Here is an 18,236-nt window from a genome sequence, read left to right as displayed (position 1 = left end):
ACACAAATAATGAGGAGGAATCCATATGAAAGCTGTAATGTCCGCTATGAAAAGCCTGATGAAATTAAACGAGGTAGAGATGACTCTCCCGACCTCCAACAGCAAAACGTACCTTGAACTTGTTGACGGCCGCTCCGAGGAGCTGCACTTCGTACAAGCGCAGCCGACACAATTCACGGTTAACGATTCCGAATTCAGCCTGAAGTCCGGTGTCACGGTCGACATCGAAATCAAGAACGTCGACCTCGTGGCGACTTCCGCTGTCCTGTGGCCTGGACAAAGCATCCACGTTCGCGGCGGTCTGCACGGTCAAGGCGAAACGATCAAAGGTTCCGCCAAGATTCCTTTCGGCAAAAAAATCGCGGACGGCGTAGAAGCCGAAACGTTCCTGTACTGGGTCGTTGAAACTCCGGAAGGCAGCTTCCACAACGAGCAGCCGATCCACATGACAGGCACCATCACAGGCCTGCCCCCGCAAGACGCTACGTTCCGCTCCGCCGGCGTCGTGCCTCTGTTCGATGAGCAGGGCGATAAAGTGGGCACGCTGTACGGATGCCTCCAATCCAACTAATATCCGCACGAATAAAGTGTCAAAGAGACCAGTTCTGGTCTCTTTGGCTTTATCCATTTCATAAGGATAAGGAGCATGCGGTCCATGTATGATTTTGTAATCGCCGGGGCCAGGTGCGCAGGCGCTTCGCTGGCGGGCTTTCTCGGCCGCCAAGGCTACCGGGTTTTGCTGATCGACAAATATGCGTCTCCCGGTCCCGCCCTGTCCACTCATATTATCGGAGAGACGGGCGTTTACGAACGGCTGGGAATTCTGGACAAGATGGAAAATTCGGGCGCTCCGGCCATAACGCGGATGAGGGTGGATTTGAACGGGAGTGTGTTCGAGTCGGATCTGGTCGTGACTTCGCGGGTGATCGGGCTCAGGCGCGAGCTTCTGGACCGGTATCTGCTGGACAGCGCATTGTCGCATCCGTCCGTTACGCTGCTTACGGAAACACGGGTGATCGGGCCGCTGCTTGACGGGGATGGCCGGGCCTCCGGATTCCGGTGCGCGCACAAAGACGGGACGGTCCGGAATTATTACGGACAAGTCGTGATCGGTGCGGACGGAGCCCGCTCCCTGACCGCCCGTTTGCTGGGCGCCCGGCAGCTGGAAGGCACGCCCCTCAACCATTGTGCCGTGACGTACGTCTACGCCTCGCAGATAGAGCCGCTAGCGCTTCCGGCTGTCGAGTGGTACTGGAAGGACGACAGTGTCGTCCTGTGCAATCCTATCGACCGGTCGATGCACTGTATTGCGCTCATGACGGATCGGATTCGGCTCTCCGGCGACAAGGACTCGCTGAACTCCCTGATCAGAGAGAAGCTTCAGGGAATCCGGACGCTTGCGCCCCGGCTCCGGCGCATGCGGGTGGAAGGGGGCCCCCGGGGAATCGGGCCTTTAGGCAGTCATATCCGCCAATGCTACGGCGACGGATGGGCTCTCGTAGGGGATGCGGCTGCCTATTTGCATCCGATCGCGGGCGTCGGCATTGATAACGCGGTCTGCTGCGCCGAATACTTGGCGCAGGAGCTGAGCGAGTACAAAGAAGGCCGCAAAACCTGGCAGGAAGCGATGACCTCTTACGAAGAGAAGCTGCACGGGCGGGTCCGTCCCCAGTATGAGCACTCGCTCGTCACCCTCCGCAGGCGGTTTGAACCGTTGTCCGACGAAGGGGAGGAAAGACTTCGGATGCTGTGCACGTTCCCCGGACTCGTCAAGGAACTGGGCGGCAGGTCGGAAAACGTAATGGCCTTGCTGACGCGCAGTTAATTGTAAATTCAATTGTAAATTCAATAGAAAAAGGAGAACGATGATGATACCCTGCTCTCTTGACCGGACAATCAATGTTACTTACCTGGAAGCTCCGCTTGCGGAGGTTTGGCGTTCCATCGCTACGCCGGAAGGCATGAACACCTATTTAACGTATACAGCGGAGAAGACCGGTTCCTCCAAAGACATCCGCGTAGGAGATGTATATACCTTGTGCTACGGGGACATCCTTAACCACCCGGTCGTGACCGAGTCCCGGTACGGGGAAGTTTTTGCCGTAAGGGACTGTTATGAATCGATAGCGCCGGACGGCCGCTCGGACCGTTTCGACGTGCAGACCCGCTTTACGCTTGCTCAGGAGGGGGCTTTCGTTAAGCTGAACCTGGAGGTGACGGGCTTCGAAACGGATAGGTACGGACAGTGGTTCCGGGAGTGTCTGGAAATGGGCTGGCGCCGCTCTCTGATGAACCTGAAATCGGTGGTGGAGCTGGGGATGGACCTGCGAGCCGAACTGTTCAGCTATCCTAGATTAGGCGTGGTCAACTGCACCGTCAACGCGGAGCTAAGCGTGGATACGGGGGTGGCGGAGGGAGAAGGCAATTACCTGATGGAGGTATTCCCCAACAGTCCGGCTGCGGCTGCGGGCCTACGGAAGGGAGACGTGATCGTCTCCTTCGACGAAAAGCCGACACCGAATTATTCGGAGTTCGTGCGCGTGATCTCTTCGTATCATCATAAAAAAGAACGCATCCGGATCGGATATATCCGGGATGGGGCAAGGAAAGAGACACCTGCTCTCCTTTCGATGGAAGAAACGTTTACGGGTCTTGTCGATGTGGAGATGGAAACCTACGACGACATTCGCAGGAAGAGAGAGACGCTGGCCAGACAGCGCTCCGCATCCGGTTCCCTGTGGAAACAGGAACAGACGTAAAGCAAACATGCAGCCTCGCTCCTTAGGGAGAGAGGCTGCATGTTTTTTGTTCCGCGAAGGGCGTGCGCCGGGTTTACAGTTGCCGGATCGGCTTCATCCGGTCTTACGTGTGATACGGGTTTGATGCTTGGATGCCGCTTTCCCTACAGGCGGGCTTTTCTTTTCCGGTCTTCGGCGACCTCTTCAAGCGAGACGGAAGTCGGATCGATGAGGCCGGTGAACTGGTCTTCGTACGACAAGTGAACCCGGGCGGTCCGTCGTGAGCCGCAGCGGATATAGGCAAGCTCGACGGGTTCTTTTTTGCCATAGTGACCGGAAAGGGCTTTTACCAGGCGGTAATAGGTCGGAACGGGTTCCGCACCGATATGGGTCAGAAGGTCGCCGGGCTGAAGTCCCGAAGCCGCAGCGGGCCCGTTCGGGAAGACTTCTTTTAAATAATTGCCGCCCGTGCCTTCGGCATTCAACGCTTTGAGCTGCTCCGGGGACGCCGTGTAATTGAAAATTCCCAGCCTCGGGTAGCCGAAAATGTTATTCCGGACATCGATGCCCAGCTCCAGCATGCATTTCAGGTTAAAAAGCGACTGTCTCCAGCCGACCTCCGTTCCCTCGCGTACCCACTGAAGCATTTCATCGTCCGTAAAGCCTTCGACCTCAACCGTAACTTTGACCATATGTTCAACCGGTTCCAGGGAAAACGTCGTCTTTAACCGGTACGTCCATTCGGACCCGTCGGGGAAAAGAGCTTTGAAAAGATCTTCCAGGGCAATCCGCCGGAATTCAATGACTTCTGCACATAACGCATGATTCGTCAGCTCGCCTATGACCAGCTCGATCTCTTCGCCCTCCCGGAAGGGACCGGCGGATTCGGAGGAAGCGGCGATATCGCTCAAGTAGCTGTTCCAGCCGCTGGGGGTGGATAAGCAGTCCCAAATCTGTTCGATGGGCGCTTCGATATACACGGCATTTACCGTGCGGGTCGGATCGTTCGTGAGCATGCAAACACCTCGGCTTTTTAGGTTTTATTATGAGGGGAAGGGGCACGGAAGGCTCGGCTCTTTGTGCACCGTTTCGCTCAATAGTCCCCGAGTAAAGGCGCGCCGCTTTCTTTAAGATGGAGGTAGAGTTACCTAAGCCAGATGACTGACATCAGATTCGGAGCTGATTCCATGAGCGTACCTATCGCCGTTGTCATTCCGGTGCACAACCAGGCTTTTGCCTTGAGCATGACGCTGCACGGGTTCAGCCTGCAGTCGCCGCCGTACAACGAATGCTCCGTCTGGGTCGTTGACGACGGTTCCACCGAACCCGTGGAATCGGTAGTCGAAGCCTACAAGGGACTTCTTCCTGTCCATTATGTCAAAATCAGGCACGGCGGACGGGCTGCGGCGCGAAATGCGGGCGTGGAACGTTTAAGCGACGGGCTGGTCATATTCAACGATGCCGACCGCATGCCGAGGCCCGGTTTTATCAAGGCGCACGCTGACCGCTACTGCGCGCAGGGGGAAGGGTTGACGGTCGGGCAGGTCCGTGAAATGTACGTGCCCGATCCGGGAGCACACCGGGACAAGGTGCTGGACAATTACCGGCTGCAAAAGAACGACCGGCAGCCTCAATACGTCCGGCTGATCCGGCGTCTTTTCGCTCCGGACGGCAGGACGGATTCGAGGGTGCCCTGGATTACCGCCCTAAGCGGAAATTTAAGCGTTCCCGTGCGGCTTTACCGGGGGCTCGGAGGCTTCGACGAGAAGTTCAGCGCGTGGGGCTTCGAGCATTTCGAATTCGGCTACCGCGCTTTTCGGAAGGGCGCCGAGTTCCGCTACGAGGAAGAAGCGGTCAACGTCCACCTGGCGCATCCGAGGAGCGCCGCCTACGAGCAGCTGATCCGCAGCAGCCATGCTTATTTTTACGAGAAGCACAACCGACGTGAAATTGGCGCGTTCCTCGATTTTATGCTGGGCAAAATCAGCCTCGCGGAGCTGGAGCGGGCCGCCTGCCCGGAAATTCCGCTCGAACCCGGCAAAGCGCGCGAATTATCCCACTATGTGAGAATTACTAATCTGTCATAAGGAGAGACCATCCCATGCAGACAGGCTCCACACATCGTTATAACGTGCTTCATCCGTTTTCGTATATGCCTCCTGACGGCGAGCTGGAACGGCGGGACCCTTTTTTCACGCTCGTGAAGGGGGAAGGCTCCTGGGTATTCGACGGGGACGGCCGCCCGTATTTGTACACCACGACGGCAGTTCCGTCCGTCGGTCTGGGCAACGGCCGGATCATCGAAGCGCTGACCCGCCAGTATGAGACGCTGAGTTTTGCTTCCACCTGTGAACAAAGCCACGATCTGGCCGCCAAGCTGGCTGACAAACTGCTTTGCTTAGCCGGGGAACCTTACGCGATGGCCTTCTTTACCACGGACGGATCCGGAGCGGTAGAAACGGCCATGAGGCTGGCCAGGCAGTATCATCTGGCGAGACAGGACGGAAGACGCTCCAAGTTCATCAGCCTCGAGGGCAATTACCACGGGACGACGTTCGGTTCGGGCTCTATTACGCACATGGGCATCCAGGCGATGTTCGGCGAAGGATTGGATGGCTGCATAAGCGCACCTACGCCGAATGGTTTCCGCCCTCCGATGGAAGGAAGCCCGGCATTCGTCACCCGCTACTGCCTCGATATGCTGGAAGAAATTATCGACGAGCAGCATCCGGGCACGATAGCCGCTATCGTTCTGGAGCTGGTGCAGGGTGTGAACGGAATCGTCGTGCTGCCTGAAGATTACGTGCGTGAAGTAAGGAAGATCGCCGACAAATACGGCATTCTGCTGATTGTCGATGAAGTGGCTACGGGAGTCGGCAGAACGGGAAGCTGGCTGGCCTGCCACCGGTACGGCGTGGAAGCCGACCTGCTGACCCTCTCCAAAGGGCTGACCGGCGGTTACTTCCCGATGGGAGCGACTTTGTTCTCCGGGAAAATAAGAGAGGAGCTGTTCGGAAACGGCGGCGTATTCCTTCACGGGTCCACGCAAAGCGGCCATCCGGTCGGATGCGCTGCGGCTCTGGCTACGCTGGACGTGATTGAGGAGCAGCAGCTCGTGCGGAATGCGGCGGACAAAGGGGCGTATATCCTCGCCGGATTGAAGGCGGCTTTGTCGGATCATCCCCTTGTCGGAGAGATCCGGGGGCTTGGCCTTATGCTGGCCGTCGAGTTCGTGGCGGACGGGGCTTCCAAGGAGCCGGTCACCATGGCCTGGAGCCAGCGGTTTACGGAAGAACTGCGCAGGGAAGGCATTCTGGGCAATTTTTTCAACAGCATTCTGCTGATGTATCCTCCGCTTACCGTCACTCGGGAGGAAGCCGATTTTCTTGTCGAAGGCGTGTCTAAAGCTGTGCGGGCGATGGCCTGAAAATAATCCGACCGGGAGGGATTCGACGATGGAACCGACATTGGAACCGAAACACAAGATTATCCGCAAAGACGAAATGGTATGGGACGGCGGGATGTATGAAGGAACGGAAATGTGCTACCTGTGGGAAGATCCGGAGCATGGACGTTATGTATTTCTCGTGAAGGTGGAGCCGGGGGGCTCCATTCCGTTCCACGATCATCCCCGCCGGGAAATCGCCTACCTGGTGGAAGGCGAGGTCAGGCTGAACGATGATGTGATGAAAGCGGGGGATTTTCTGACCGCGACGGGCGAGGAAGCCCATGACGTGTATACGGAGACCGGCTGCACATTCTACATTTACATCGACTATAACCCGACGAAGCACAGGCTGGAGCCTCTTGACCCGGCCGAGCCGGCTGTTTGAGGGGAGCCGACATGTGCAGACGGTCAGTGCCGGACGGTAACGTGGAAAAGGACACCCCGGAGCCGGATTTATCTCCGGCAGGGGAGGCGCCAGGCGAGCTAAAGGCGGAGGATGCCCGGGAGGAGTACACTGTCTCTTATCTTTACGCTTATAGTTATCCGAGCAGTTTTATGGGATACGGATTCTTTTGGTATGACTGGAAAAGAAGATGATTGTAACGATTTTACGATTTTAAAGAAGGAAGGCGTCCCGATTTATGAAAATCTTGCCACTGATTATCGAGCTTATGAGCGACAAAGGCTGCGGTGTCCTCGATTCGGAAGACATTTCGGCCAGCCGCAGTTTATACGAAATCGGCTTCGATTCTCTAAGGTATATGGAGCTGGTGGTTCTGCTGGAGGAAAAGTTCAGCATTACGATGCCGGATGATGCGCTGGAAATCACCGACCGGACCCAAGTCGGCGATATTGCCCGGCTTGTCGAGGAATGCGTGCACGGGGGGACGGCCTGACCGTGAACGGGCTGGAATCTCTGTTGAGGCAGATTGCCGGACATGACGGTATCTTGGCTTGGGACGGCGGCCGGGAGGTCGCTTCTTACGCTTCGGTTTGGAGCATGACGGAAAAAAACGCGTCCGCCTTAAGCAAACTCGGATTCGTTAAGGGCGAGGCCGGCAGGCCGAGACAGGTTCTGCTGGCAAGCGTTTCGCTCGGCTGGCGGTTTTTGCCGGTTATGCTGGCCGCCTTGCATACGGGAGTGACCCTGGTGCCGGTGGACGATACCCGCTACAAAGGGCAGAGCGGTGCCGTGCGCAGCCGTTTTCCGGACGCGCTTGTGCTGGATGAGGGCAATGTCGGCGAAGACGGCGGTGTGCTCGTGCAGCGGATTCCGGCGGCTGTGCGGCGGGCCGAGCCCGCTTTGGCCGATGTGGCTTTCCTGCTGGGCACTTCCGGAACGACGGGAAAGCCCAAGGCGGTCATGCTGACGGAAGCGAACATCGCCAGCAACACGCGCGCCATCTCCGCTTATTTCGGGCTCGGTCGGGGCGACAGGCTGCTCGTAGCCCGCTCGCCCGTACACGCGTCGGTGCTTATCGGGGAACTACTGGCGGGACTTGTGTCCGGCTGTTCCTTTAGTCTGCACCCGACAGCGGCTTCACCGATGAGCCTGCTGAAGCGGGCACAGGCGGATGCCGTTACGGTTGCCTGCATGACCCCGTCTGCCGCCAACCTGCTGGCTCCTTTTGCGGAGCGCGCAGAGCCCGGTACGCTGCGGAAGCTTGTCTTAAGCGGAGAATGCGCGCACGAGTTTCAGTTGAAGCGCGTTGCGCAGGCTTTTCCACAGGCCGCGCTCTGGAACGCGTACGGGCTGACGGAAGCTTCCCCGCGAATCAGCTGCCTGCGGGACGGCTGGCTTGCGGCAGGCTGGTCCTGCGCCGGGACGCCTCTGGACGGGGTCGACATCCGAATCGTCGACGGGGAAGGCCGCACTCTCCGCGAAGGAGAGGAGGGAGAACTGCTCGTCCGTGGGCCGAATATCATGAAGGGTTATTACGCGGACGAAGCGGCGACAGCCGCCAAACTTGAGGGCGGGTGGCTGCATACGGCCGATCTGGCCGCAGTGCGCAGCGGCAGGCTGCATGTTTACGGCCGCTCCGACTCCACGATTATCCGGGGCGGAACGAACATCCACCCGGCAGAAGTGGAGGCGGCCCTGCTCGCCTGCGGCGGTGTGAGGGAGGCGATCGTGTTCGGCGCAGCCGACAGCCGCCTCGGCCAGAAGGTCCACGCGTGGATCGTAACGGAGCCGGGCGTGGACGAGAAGGCCGTGATGCGCGCGCTGGCCGCCACGGAACTGGAGCGCCGCCTCCTGCCGGACGTGCTGGAGCGGAAGGGCGCGCTGGAGCGGACGGCGGCGGGCAAGCTGGTGCGTCCCTACGCAGGCGCAAAGCCGCAAGGAAGCGGCGGAAGCACCGGCTCGGGGAGCGCCTAGGGCGTAAGGCGTGGAGAGCGCGGGAGCGCGGGACGCATCGGAGGCGCCGGCGGCTGTGCGGAAGGAGACGGATGCACAGAAGGGCAGTAAGCCCCGTCCTGCGATTGAGCAGGAGAAGCTTGCGAACAGAAACAAGCATGAGGAGGAGAATTCACGTGACTCAAACCCATTGGCAGCAATTTTTCGGCCCCGACTATTTGTTTTTCTCGGAGGTCATTCTGACACCGGAACGCACCGCTTACGAAATCGGACAACTGCTGAAACTGCTGGAGCTTCCGGAAGAGGCATCCCTGCTTGATTTCGGCTGCGGCCAGGGCCGTCTGTCGGTACCCCTTGCGGCCAGCGGCCTGCAGGTAACGGCGTGGGACGGTTCGGAGAATTTGCTGGAGGAAGCTCGGCGCAGAGCCGCAGAGAAAGGGGCGGAGCTGGATTTTGTTCTTGGCGATATGAAAGAGCTGTCCGAAGAGAACCGGTTCGACGCCGTTATCAATTTCGGAACCGCGTTCGGATATAACCTCAGCGAAGACGATGACCGTGCTATTCTTGGCAAAATTTTTCGGGCCTTGAAGCCGGGAGGGCAGTTTGTCATCGATACGGAGAATCGCGATTTGAAGGTGCGTCAGGCAGGCATGCAAGCGTGGTACGAAATGGTGGGACAGCCGGTATGGACCTCTCCGACTTTTGACAGCGTTACGGGGCGCTGGGAGGAAACGATCCGCTGGTACCGCAACGGAGAGGAATGCCGCAACGTGCTCAATCTGAGATTGTATGCGGCAACCGAGCTTCTGGCTATGCTGCGGGAAGCCGGTTTTACGATCGACGGCGTTTACGGAGGGATGGACTTTTCTCCTTTGACTCCGAGAAGCACACGAATGATTATCCGGGGACGCAAAAAATGAAGACGGGATCATCTGTACAGCCAACCGACAGCCGGGAAAGAAGTTTGGGCCGGCTGCTGGAGCTCCTGCCTCATCAGGAACCGCTCCGGCTGATTAGCGCGGTTACGGATTACGAAGAGGGAAAATTGCTTCAGGCTTCATACTCGCCGTCCCGGTTCCAGGATTTTTGCAAAGAGCCTTTGATCCCGCCCAGTCTGCTTATCGAAGGACTGGCCCAGGCGGCCGTCCTGTTCGTACAGATGGAGACGAGGCCGCTCAGGGAAGGCGAATTTCCTCTGCTGGGAGGCCTTAAGGCACACGTTGCCGTACCGGTATCTTGGGAGGAAACGCTCCATTATACCGTGAGAGCGGTGCGCATTTTGTCCACCCAAGCCGTAGTCGAAGGAGAAGTGAGGCTGTCCGACGGTACGGAGGCGCTTAGAGCGGTTATCACCGTCGCCGTCGCCGGTACCCTTCCGGGAACGGCATAGAAAAACGTACAGCAGAGGTGAGCGGATGGACGCGCCAGAGAGAAGCAAGACATGGAGATTGATCGACAGGGCTGGTCCCTTGCAGAAAACGCGGCAGGAAGAGAAGAGGCGGGTGCCGGACCGGCAGCCGCCGCCGCAACAGCGCCGGAAGCAAGAACCACAGCAAGAACCACAGCAAGAACCACAGCAAGAACCACAGCAAGAACCACAGCAAATTACCGCCTGCAAACTGGTGTCCGAAACCGACTTTTATTTGCAGGGTCATTTTCCGGCTTTCAGCGTGTATCCCGGTATGCTGCTCGTCGAGGGAATTGTACAGGCGGCTGAAAAGTTGTTTGCGCTTTCCGGGAGACCGGAGGACAAGGAAGCTCTGCGGACAGGGGATTGGACAGCCCGGTTTCTCCGCCCTGTTCTTCCCGGCGATACGGTGGAACTTCTCGTGCGGCTAACCCGGGATAAGAGCGGTTTCGCGGTAGCGGGTGAGGGACGGGTAGACGGGGAACTGTGCGTGAAAACGATGATGACGGTATCCAGACCGTGTGCGGCAGCAGACGGTGCGACTTGATGCCGCAGAACAGATGCGGCATAGACGCGGGGTGACGGAACCCGAATCCGAACCGGAAGGGGGAACTCTTGGTGAAGCTGAATTCGCGGCGGTCGTTCAATCGGAAGCGATTTTTTCCGCTTTCGTATGGACCTTTCTTCAGCCCGTGTCGGCGGCGGGATAGGACATGTGCATGAGTGAGCGTACAAGCGGCCCGGAAACCTCCGGCGCCGGAACTCACCCGAGCACGGGCACACCGAAGGCAGCCCAAGGGAGCCTTGCGAACCGCCTTCCTGGCGCCTTCCTTCCGGCTGCCGAAGCGGCGGTTATCCCACCGCTCCTTTCTTATTCGCTTCTGCCGTGGAGGCAGCATGCCGCCGAAGGAATCCGGCTTCTGGCCCGGTACGGCTGGACGTATTGCGAAGCTTCGGAAGGAACGATCCTGGGCGATGCCGGACAGCATTTCGCGGATGAGCTGGCCCGGAACGAAGTCGCGGTCTCGGCCGTTTACGCTTTCCTGGCCTGCTCCAGTCCGGGACGTGAGCGGGAAATGTACTGGCATCACAGCCGGATTGCGGCTGAAATGAGACGCAGCGGATACCGCTCCGTTATTTTGGGTCCGGCCGACGTGCTCCGGGGAGCTCCGCAGGAAGAAGATTTGCGGCGGTTTGTCCGAATCACCGGCGAAACGGCTGCCCGCTACCGGGACGCGGGAATCCGCGTGGCGGTCCATCCGCATCTGGGGAGCCCTTTGTTCCTAAGCGGCTCTATCGAGCGGGCCATGGAGGAACTGGCGGAGGATATCGGCCTCGTACCCGACTGCGGACAACTGGCGGAAGCGGGAATTCCTCCCGCTTCCCTGATCCGGCGTTTTGGGCCAAGGATTCACGCCATTCATCTGAAGGATGCCGCCTGGATCACGGCCGAAGGGGGCGAACCCCTTCCCGGCGGTCGCCGCAGGACGCGTCCCGCGGATTTGGGCTGCGGAAGCTTGAACGCCGACGACCTTCTTGCAGAGCTGTCCGCTGCCGGCTACACGGATGGAATTACGGTCGAGGATGAACGGTGGGGCAGACCGCCGGAAGAAGGCCTCCGGGCGAACACGCGCTTTCTGGAAAGCCGGGGGTTCCTGCCAAAATCCCGGCCGGTGGAAGAACTATAAGGAAAAAGAGGTGACGGGAATGATCGTAACCGTACCATTCAGCCCGGTGCATCCGTCCCAGACGGAGTATGTTCGGGATCGCGCGTATTATTTGTCCGAGCTGATTACGGATGTATCGTTTGACAACGGAAAGCTTAAAGTGAGCTACAGCGGCGGGGACACGGAACAGTTCCGGAAGAAGCTGGAATCGCTGGTCGAAGAGAGCCGGAAGGTCCGTACGCTTTCGAAAAAACGGATTAAACAAAGCGGCGCGCACGAGTGCGGCAGCCATGAACCGGGGTACCCGCGCATCGCGGAGCGGCCCCGAGACCCGCATGCGTTCGCCTCTTCTTTTAACGGGGGCGTGCATCTGCAAGGGGAAGCGGCTCTGCTTCCGGCCGCACTGGAACGGCTGTTCCGGGACAAGCTCGGTCCGGCTGGTTTTGTTCTGCGCAAGTACCCTTCCCTGATGTCTAGGGAGATGATGACGAAGAGCAAATATCCCGTGCATTTTCCGCAAAATATTTACCGGTTGTCCGAGCTTTCCCACGACATCGACCGGATTACGGAGTTTCACCGGAGCGGCGGAAACCGCGAAGATTTGTACAGCGCGACCGACTTTTACATGCAGCCGTGTGTCTGTTTCCAGGTATATAACGAGCTGGGGGAGCAGGCCGGACCGGTGCCCGGCAATGTGGTATACGCGGCCACCGGCCGCTGCTTCCGGCACGAACACCGCTCCAGAATAAACGAGGTGCGCGGCCTGGAGTTCGATATGCACGAATTCGTGTATGTGGGAGATGCCGATTTTGTCCGGAAAACGCGGGACGAACTGGCGGAAAAAACGTGGGAACTGTTCTGCGAACTCGGATTCACGGGAGTTGTGGAAACGGCTGCCGATCACTTTTTTCATCACGTGGATGTGGGCAAAACCTTGTTCCAGCTGGCGGGAGAACTGAAATATGAGCTGCGGGTAGCACCCCGCGAAGGACTGGCCTGGTCTCTCGCTTCGTTCAACTTGTTCGGCGATGTGCTCTGCTCTTCCTTCGGGATTGGCGGAGAACGGAATATTCTCCACTCCGGCTGCGCCGCCTACGGGATCGACCGCTGGATTCAGGCGCTGCTTTATTACTACGGGGACCGTTCGGCGGATTGGCCCTCCGTCATTAGGGAGCGCTTGTAAATGCCGGAAGGCACCGGAGTTATGCTCCCGTACCACCCCGATCCCGGTTTTTCGACGGAATGCTACCATCAGTTGCGGCTCAGCATCCTCATGACGGACGAGCGCACACGGCCCTGGCTCTACTCCCGCTTTGTTCTGCTTAAACTGCATTATGCGATGTCCGAGCAGTTCCCGATGCTGCGTCTGGAAGACCATTTGGACGTGTACGCGGATATTTTGAGGGAAGAACCCGTACAATGCGAGGGTACATGGACGGATACGATCCGTTCCTGTTTGCGGGCGGGAGAGTATGTGCTGCTTTATTTGAACTGGAGGTATATACCCTGTTCCAACCATTTCCGCAAGCGGGATTTGCTTCACGAAGCGCTGATCTACGGATTTGACGATGCGAAAAGACAATTCCACCTGCTCGGATTTGATGTTGGCGGTTCGTTGTACAGCCCGGCCGCAGTCGATTACGACGTGCTGGAACGGGAATTTATCCGTCATGTCGCGGAGGATACGCCTGCTCAGCAGTGGTTTGCCCACTACGGCTACCCGATTTCCAGACTGTCGATGAAAGAGGGGGCGGCTTTTCCGCAAAAGGCGGATGCCCGGAGGCTGTATTTTGCACTGGACCGGGGCCGGTCGGGGGCCGACGGCGGCGGTACGCGGGTTTTCGCGCTCGGTTATACGGTACACGAAATGATGGCGTCCTATTTTGACCAGCTCGGCAGGGGGCGCGTCTTGGATGCGGCCGAATACTCGTTCTGGAACGTGATGATTTATAAAATGATCCAGCACAACAAATTTATGCAGCGCCGGCTGGCTTATCTGACGCAGGCGGAACCGGGTGCCGCGATGGCTAAAGTCCGGTCGTTTTATGAGGCAAGTGGCAAAGGCCTTCAGCGTATCCGGGCGCTTTCGCTGCAGGTTCAGCGGACGGGCGCGAAAGAGGGGCCGGAAAAAATCAGCTCGGTGTTCCGGGATGTATTCGAGAAGGAAAGGCGCGCCGTGGCTCTATGGATGCCTGAATTGAATCAACAAAAGCTGAGGGATGCGGGCGTAATCCCGAGTGTCCGGACGCGCGGAGATGTACCATAAATCTGGAAGGGAATTTTCATTAAGGAGGGACGACAAATGGATGCACAGCAGCTGAAAACATCCGTATTGGCCTGCATTTGCAAGGTGGTCGAAAATACGGAGGTAGACGAAAATACCGATCTGCTAGCGGTCGGCATGAATTCCATGAGCTTCGTACGTCTGGTCGTTGAACTGGAGGACGAACTGAACATCGAGATTGAGGACGGGGATATCGATCTGCTCAATTTCCAGACGGTTGACAGCATTTGCGGCATTGTCTCCCGATATCTGGCATAGGGGGAACCGGATGCGGCAGAGAGCGGACAAGCCCGGGCACGCCCCGGAGGAAAGACTCGTTGAGCTTGAGGCAGAGGGACACCGGCTGGCCGGTATTCTGCACATGCCGGAGAGCGCCGGACAGCCGTGTCCCGTCGTGGTGTACTGTCCCGGCAAGAACGGGGAGCGCTACGAAGTGCACCGGCTTGCGGTAAAATTTGCGCGCCGCCTTGCGGAGCAAGGAATCGCCTGCCTCCGTTTTGATTATTACGGGCTCGGGCTCAGCGACGGATGGTTTCACGAGATGACGACTAGCACGAAAATCAGGGATACGCTGGCCGCGCTCCGGTTTGTAAGGGAGACGGAAGGCGTCGACCCCGGCAGAATCGCGTTTCTCGGTTTCAGCGATGGCGCGCGCATCGCTCTCATGTCGGCCGTGAGAACCGGGGTCTCACGGCTTTTGCTATGGAGCCCGCTCTTCTCCGAATTCGGAGGGAATTTTCCGGGCGGCCGGAAGCCCCGGTTTTTCCGTCACCCGCTCTATCCGGATGCGATGGTGAAGCCGTGGGCGGGACTTTGGGTCGGTATGGATTTCTACCGGGATCTCCAGAAGATCGATATCGGCAAGGAGCTGCTGGCCTGCGAAGCGGACTCGCTCCTGATTTACGGTACGGACGATCCCCTGATCGAGGAAGAGTTCGCATACATGGAAACGACCCGGTATCCCATCTATTCCGGCACGGGCCGCCACCGGGTTAGCCCGGTCGAAGGAGCGGGTCATTTATTCACCTCGGTCCGGCTCGAAGAAAAACTGATGGACGAATCGTTCCGGTGGCTTGCGGCCACCTTCGGGCTTCCGGCCGGAACAGGCAAGGAGGGAACCATATGAGCTGGGAACAGCTGGAGTTCGGCGGAACCTGCACCTTGAAAGGAATCTATGAAAAGCCTGCACAGCCGGATCCCGAAGTCCCGCTGATCGTTACGCTGCCGGGATTTGGACAGGCGATGAGCGAGAAGAATTACCTGTTCTCCAACCTCCGCAAGAAACTTTCCCCTTACGGAGCCCGTGTGCTGCAATTCGATTACCGGGGCCACGGGGACAGCGAAGGGGAACTGGGCGATACCGGCTTGTCGGACATGGTAAGCGATACGCTGGAGGCTATAGCCGCAGTATGCGCAGAAGGCCGTCCACGGACCATCTACCTTGTCGGACATGCGCTCGGGGCTGCGGTGGCGCTGATCGCTGCGGCGGAGCTGAAACGGGAAAGGCAGGCGGCCTGTGTGCCGGTGCTGATTTCCCCGCTGCTGAAAGCCCTGCCCAAGAGCGCAGAACTGTTCGACTCCGGCAGGCTGGCGCAGATGAAGCGGGCGGGCCGCATCGATTCCCAGGAACTCGCGCCCGGGATGGATTATTACACATGGAGCGATTTCGATCCCCGCCATCTCGACTATTTTGCACGGCTCGGCAGCCACATGCTGTATTTGCACGGCCAGTGCATCGGCAGCCGGATGCTGGACGAGCTGGACCGGCTGGATGGCGCGAAGCTTTTCCGCGAGCACGAGGGGGAAGCGGTTGTCGTCTGCGGCGAAGCCGATGAGGACACAATCGGAGAGCTGGGAAGGCTCGGGCGGTTTGGACCTTCTGGGCTGAACGGCCGATTGGAACGGCCTGCAAGGCAAGAGCAGGCAGGGCCGAGCGATCAGTTCAGGCAGCCTGGAAGTCCGGATAAACCGGAGTCGACCAGTGAGTTCGAGCAGCCCGGGCCGACGGATCAGTCCGAAGAACTCCGGCAGGTCAGTCAGTCGGTTCAGCCCGGCCCCTCCGGAACCCCCTTGTCCGTCCACCTCCTGTCCGGGGTCCGGTATTATTACCAGCACCCGGCCGCGATGGACGAACTGATCGGCATCATCGAGCACCTTTGGCTGACGGGGTGCGGAAGCGGAACGGAGGGGAAGACGGATGGACGCTAAGCAAGGAAGTACCGCGGGAGCTACCCTGGGAGAAGCCCTCCGGAAGAACAAAAAGCCCGTAGACTGGCGGTTTCCCGATGAGTCCGGGCTAAGCGAACGGACCTTGGACTGCCGCCAGTTGGCGGTCAAAGAAGTGCTCCGGTGGAAAGGGGCGGATGAACTCATCCCCGTCTTTCTGACCCCTTTTGACAGTACGGGTTATGGACTGCTGCTGAGACGCAGCGAACCCCGCCTGCAAAGAGGGTGGGGGCTGGAGACGTGTCATCCGGAATCTCCGGAAGAGATGGAAGGCCTGCTGCGGTCGGTTTTTGACCGGGAAGGGTACGCGCTGCTTTTTTACAAGGCGTTCGACATGCCCTTTTCCGCCTATTACGGCATCCATGATGTCATTCATTGGTCGCTGGTTACCGACTTCGACGAGACTCATATTACGCTGCTCGACAGCGCCGGAGCTCCCTCTTATTTCGACGGGATGACGGGACGGATTCCAAGCGGCCTGTTTTTCGAAGCCTGGACGGATCGACAGCCGGTTACCTCGGGAGCCGCTTTCGTTACCGGGGCAGCTCCCCCTTTTGAACGGAATTGGGAAGACGAGTTTGCCGGAATAGTCCGGCAGTCGGTGACGAACATGGGGACGGATGAGCGGCTGGAGCAGTTTATTCGGGAATTCGAGACCGCTCCGCTAGGAGATCTTACGGCTCATCTCGACCAGTTGGAATTCGATCTTCATTATTACCGGAGACTCCGGGAACTGTGGCTGCTGGCCGCATTACGCGGAGCGGTTCCGGCCCGATATCTTAAACCGGCGTGGGTCGAGGAGCTTACGTACGTGTGCCGGTGCTGGTCGCTTGTTTTGGGCGTTTTGATGAAGTGGAAAAGACAGCCGGACCGGGATTACCGGGAGAAGGTACTGGCTTATCTAAGGCAAACATTGGACAACGAGACGAGTTTTTTCGAAGCGTTGGCGGAAATGGCGGGTGAAGAAGAATGAATACGGAGGAAGTCAAACGTCTGGCGCGCAAAATTGTCCGGGATTCCCTGAAGGTAGAGCCCGGAGAACGTGTTCTGGTCGATGTGCTCGGCAAAGCCGACGACCTGGTGGAAGCTATTGTGGAGGAGCTGTACGCTGTCCCGGCTATCCCGTTCCTGCGCGTCATGACGATCGAGCAGTTAAAATCACTCCTCATAGGCTGTACGAAAGAACAGCTGAATGCATGGGTTAAGCAGGATCTTTACCGGTTCAAAACGATGGAGGCGTGCATCAATATCCGCTCCGACGAAAATATTTTCGAGCTTAGCGACATCGATCCCGAACGATACGATTTGTACCTGAAGCAGGTGGCGTATCCGATTCATGCCGCCTTCGCGGCAATTCCCAAATATGTCATCCTGAAATATCCGACCTACGGTTTGGCCCAGCTGGCCAGAATGAGCCTCGGCCAATTCACCTCCCGGTATATGGAATCCTGCACGATGGACTACAGCCTCATGGCCAAACGGGCCGAGCCGCTGGGAGCGCTGCTGGGCCGTACCGATAAAATTCGTGTCGTATCGCCCGGAACGGATCTTCGGTTTTCGGTCAAGGACATGCCGAACTATTTCTGCGACGGCCGCTATAACCTTCCGGACGGGGAGCTGTTTACGGCGCCGGTTCTGGATTCGGTGGAAGGTGTCATTACCTTCAACGTGCCGACCTTGAACCTGGGCCTGACGTTCGAGCATATCCGGCTGCGGCTGGAGAAGGGCACAATCGTGGAGGCGACCTGCAACGATACGGAGAGGCTCCGACTGATTCTCGGCGGGGACGAAGGGGCTTCGAGGTTCGGTGAATTCGGCATCGGACTCAATCCGTATATCGTGCAGCCGTACAATAACCTTCTGTTCGATGAAAAAATGGCGGGGAGCGTCCATTTCGCTATCGGACACGCGCTGGAGATGGCCGACAACGGCAACCGCTCCGCGGTGCATTGGGACATGGTGTTGTCCCAGCTGGAAGAGCACGGCGGAGGCGAACTTTACTTCGACGACGTGCTCGTCCGCAAGAACGGGCTCTTCGTTCCGGAGGAGCTTCAGCCGCTTAATCCCCCGGGCAGAAGCTTGAGTCCGGAATCCCCGTGATGTGAAGGA

At 58.4% G+C, this 18,236-nt stretch carries 20 protein-coding genes; 19 read left to right on the top strand and 1 reads right to left on the bottom strand.

All coding sequences use genetic code 11. The annotated features are described in order from the left end of the window. Window positions 1–25: 25 nt before the first annotated feature. From ACI48J_RS21845 to ACI48J_RS21835, 3 genes are all read left to right on the top strand, one after another. On the top strand, window positions 26–571 hold the full coding sequence (locus tag ACI48J_RS21845) for a hypothetical protein (RefSeq protein WP_326052935.1): 546 nt from the start codon (window positions 26–28) through the stop codon (window positions 569–571). 84 nt (window positions 572–655) lie between these two features. Further along, window positions 656–1,825 (top strand): NAD(P)/FAD-dependent oxidoreductase, encoded by a 1,170-nt coding sequence (locus ACI48J_RS21840; RefSeq protein ID WP_405080229.1) that lies wholly within the window; start codon window positions 656–658, stop codon window positions 1,823–1,825. A 40-nt stretch (window positions 1,826–1,865) separates the two neighbouring features. Further along, complete coding sequence (locus ACI48J_RS21835; protein WP_405080228.1) at window positions 1,866–2,759, top strand: PDZ domain-containing protein; 894 nt, start codon at window positions 1,866–1,868, stop codon at window positions 2,757–2,759. Window positions 2,760–2,902: 143 nt separating this feature from the next. Here ACI48J_RS21835 and ACI48J_RS21830 read toward each other — a convergent pair whose 3' ends face one another. Next, complete coding sequence (locus ACI48J_RS21830) at window positions 2,903–3,754, bottom strand: PDZ domain-containing protein (RefSeq protein WP_405080227.1); 852 nt, start codon at window positions 3,752–3,754, stop codon at window positions 2,903–2,905. Window positions 3,755–3,925: 171 nt separating this feature from the next. Between ACI48J_RS21830 and ACI48J_RS21825 the strand changes: the two genes are divergently transcribed. From ACI48J_RS21825 to ACI48J_RS21750, 16 genes are all read left to right on the top strand, one after another. Beyond that, entirely contained in the window at window positions 3,926–4,825 is a 900-nt protein-coding gene (locus ACI48J_RS21825; protein ID WP_405080226.1) for a glycosyltransferase family 2 protein, read from the top strand. A 14-nt stretch (window positions 4,826–4,839) separates the two neighbouring features. Next, entirely contained in the window at window positions 4,840–6,165 is a 1,326-nt protein-coding gene (locus ACI48J_RS21820; protein ID WP_405080225.1) for an aspartate aminotransferase family protein, read from the top strand. A gap of 28 nt (window positions 6,166–6,193) precedes the next feature. Continuing rightward, window positions 6,194–6,571: a cupin domain-containing protein gene (locus ACI48J_RS21815; protein ID WP_405080224.1), complete on the top strand. Its 378-nt coding sequence runs from the start codon at window positions 6,194–6,196 to the stop codon at window positions 6,569–6,571. Window positions 6,572–6,827: 256 nt separating this feature from the next. Continuing rightward, window positions 6,828–7,082, top strand: coding sequence for an acyl carrier protein (locus ACI48J_RS21810; RefSeq protein WP_405080223.1), 255 nt, complete (start codon window positions 6,828–6,830; stop codon window positions 7,080–7,082). Between the two features lie 2 nt (window positions 7,083–7,084). Next, entirely contained in the window at window positions 7,085–8,563 is a 1,479-nt protein-coding gene (locus tag ACI48J_RS21805; RefSeq protein WP_405080221.1) for a class I adenylate-forming enzyme family protein, read from the top strand. 155 nt (window positions 8,564–8,718) lie between these two features. Continuing rightward, the gene (locus ACI48J_RS21800; RefSeq protein ID WP_405080220.1) at window positions 8,719–9,462 is read left to right on the top strand and encodes a class I SAM-dependent methyltransferase; all 744 of its coding nucleotides are present in this window, start codon (window positions 8,719–8,721) and stop codon (window positions 9,460–9,462) included. Further along, window positions 9,459–9,932 (top strand): 3-hydroxyacyl-ACP dehydratase FabZ family protein, encoded by a 474-nt coding sequence (locus ACI48J_RS21795; RefSeq protein WP_405080219.1) that lies wholly within the window; start codon window positions 9,459–9,461, stop codon window positions 9,930–9,932. Before ACI48J_RS21800 ends, ACI48J_RS21795 begins: the two co-directional genes overlap by 4 nt. A gap of 232 nt (window positions 9,933–10,164) precedes the next feature. Further along, a complete protein-coding gene (locus tag ACI48J_RS21790; protein WP_405080218.1) occupies window positions 10,165–10,497 on the top strand; it encodes a 3-hydroxyacyl-ACP dehydratase FabZ family protein in 333 nt (110 codons plus the stop codon). A gap of 172 nt (window positions 10,498–10,669) precedes the next feature. Further along, window positions 10,670–11,638, top strand: coding sequence for a sugar phosphate isomerase/epimerase family protein (locus ACI48J_RS21785; protein WP_405080217.1), 969 nt, complete (start codon window positions 10,670–10,672; stop codon window positions 11,636–11,638). Between the two features lie 19 nt (window positions 11,639–11,657). Next, entirely contained in the window at window positions 11,658–12,800 is a 1,143-nt protein-coding gene (locus tag ACI48J_RS21780) for a hypothetical protein (RefSeq protein ID WP_405080216.1), read from the top strand. Further along, window positions 12,801–13,883 carry a hypothetical protein gene (locus ACI48J_RS21775; protein WP_405080215.1) on the top strand — a complete coding sequence of 361 codons (1,083 nt, stop codon included), beginning with the start codon at window positions 12,801–12,803 and terminating at the stop codon, window positions 13,881–13,883. It abuts the gene before it with no gap. 36 nt (window positions 13,884–13,919) lie between these two features. Beyond that, on the top strand, window positions 13,920–14,159 hold the full coding sequence (locus tag ACI48J_RS21770) for an acyl carrier protein (protein WP_326052918.1): 240 nt from the start codon (window positions 13,920–13,922) through the stop codon (window positions 14,157–14,159). Window positions 14,160–14,169: 10 nt separating this feature from the next. Then, on the top strand, window positions 14,170–15,027 hold the full coding sequence (locus tag ACI48J_RS21765) for an alpha/beta hydrolase (RefSeq protein WP_405080214.1): 858 nt from the start codon (window positions 14,170–14,172) through the stop codon (window positions 15,025–15,027). Further along, window positions 15,024–16,109 carry an alpha/beta hydrolase family protein gene (locus tag ACI48J_RS21760; RefSeq protein WP_405080213.1) on the top strand — a complete coding sequence of 362 codons (1,086 nt, stop codon included), beginning with the start codon at window positions 15,024–15,026 and terminating at the stop codon, window positions 16,107–16,109. Before ACI48J_RS21765 ends, ACI48J_RS21760 begins: the two co-directional genes overlap by 4 nt. Further along, the gene (locus tag ACI48J_RS21755; protein WP_405080212.1) at window positions 16,099–17,100 is read left to right on the top strand and encodes a hypothetical protein; all 1,002 of its coding nucleotides are present in this window, start codon (window positions 16,099–16,101) and stop codon (window positions 17,098–17,100) included. Before ACI48J_RS21760 ends, ACI48J_RS21755 begins: the two co-directional genes overlap by 11 nt. After that, complete coding sequence (locus ACI48J_RS21750) at window positions 17,097–18,227, top strand: aminopeptidase (RefSeq protein WP_405080211.1); 1,131 nt, start codon at window positions 17,097–17,099, stop codon at window positions 18,225–18,227. The genes ACI48J_RS21755 and ACI48J_RS21750 overlap by 4 nt, the downstream gene beginning before the upstream one ends. The last annotated feature ends 9 nt before the right edge of the window (window positions 18,228–18,236 follow it).

The sequence above is a fragment of the Paenibacillus chitinolyticus genome (assembly GCF_045038035.1).
Lineage (GTDB): Bacteria > Bacillota > Bacilli > Paenibacillales > NBRC-103111 > Paenibacillus_F > Paenibacillus_F chitinolyticus_A.
This window is presented reverse-complemented; position numbering and strand designations above follow the sequence as displayed.

Bases quoted from the DNA above. Each gene is read 5' to 3' on its own strand.
- ACI48J_RS21845 (WP_326052935.1), top strand. From the start codon at position 26: ATGAAAGCTGTAATGTCCGCTATGAAAAGCCTGATGAAATTAAACGAG.
- ACI48J_RS21840 (WP_405080229.1), top strand. From the start codon at position 656: ATGTATGATTTTGTAATCGCCGGGGCCAGGTGCGCAGGCGCTTCGCTG.
- ACI48J_RS21835 (WP_405080228.1), top strand. From the start codon at position 1,866: ATGATGATACCCTGCTCTCTTGACCGGACAATCAATGTTACTTACCTG.
- ACI48J_RS21830 (WP_405080227.1), bottom strand. From the start codon at position 3,754: ATGCTCACGAACGATCCGACCCGCACGGTAAATGCCGTGTATATCGAA.
- ACI48J_RS21825 (WP_405080226.1), top strand. From the start codon at position 3,926: ATGAGCGTACCTATCGCCGTTGTCATTCCGGTGCACAACCAGGCTTTT.
- ACI48J_RS21820 (WP_405080225.1), top strand. From the start codon at position 4,840: ATGCAGACAGGCTCCACACATCGTTATAACGTGCTTCATCCGTTTTCG.
- ACI48J_RS21815 (WP_405080224.1), top strand. From the start codon at position 6,194: ATGGAACCGACATTGGAACCGAAACACAAGATTATCCGCAAAGACGAA.
- ACI48J_RS21810 (WP_405080223.1), top strand. From the start codon at position 6,828: ATGAAAATCTTGCCACTGATTATCGAGCTTATGAGCGACAAAGGCTGC.
- ACI48J_RS21795 (WP_405080219.1), top strand. From the start codon at position 9,459: ATGAAGACGGGATCATCTGTACAGCCAACCGACAGCCGGGAAAGAAGT.
- ACI48J_RS21785 (WP_405080217.1), top strand. From the start codon at position 10,670: ATGAGTGAGCGTACAAGCGGCCCGGAAACCTCCGGCGCCGGAACTCAC.
- ACI48J_RS21780 (WP_405080216.1), top strand. From the start codon at position 11,658: ATGATCGTAACCGTACCATTCAGCCCGGTGCATCCGTCCCAGACGGAG.
- ACI48J_RS21775 (WP_405080215.1), top strand. From the start codon at position 12,801: ATGCCGGAAGGCACCGGAGTTATGCTCCCGTACCACCCCGATCCCGGT.
- ACI48J_RS21770 (WP_326052918.1), top strand. From the start codon at position 13,920: ATGGATGCACAGCAGCTGAAAACATCCGTATTGGCCTGCATTTGCAAG.
- ACI48J_RS21765 (WP_405080214.1), top strand. From the start codon at position 14,170: ATGCGGCAGAGAGCGGACAAGCCCGGGCACGCCCCGGAGGAAAGACTC.
- ACI48J_RS21760 (WP_405080213.1), top strand. From the start codon at position 15,024: ATGAGCTGGGAACAGCTGGAGTTCGGCGGAACCTGCACCTTGAAAGGA.
- ACI48J_RS21755 (WP_405080212.1), top strand. From the start codon at position 16,099: ATGGACGCTAAGCAAGGAAGTACCGCGGGAGCTACCCTGGGAGAAGCC.
- ACI48J_RS21750 (WP_405080211.1), top strand. From the start codon at position 17,097: ATGAATACGGAGGAAGTCAAACGTCTGGCGCGCAAAATTGTCCGGGAT.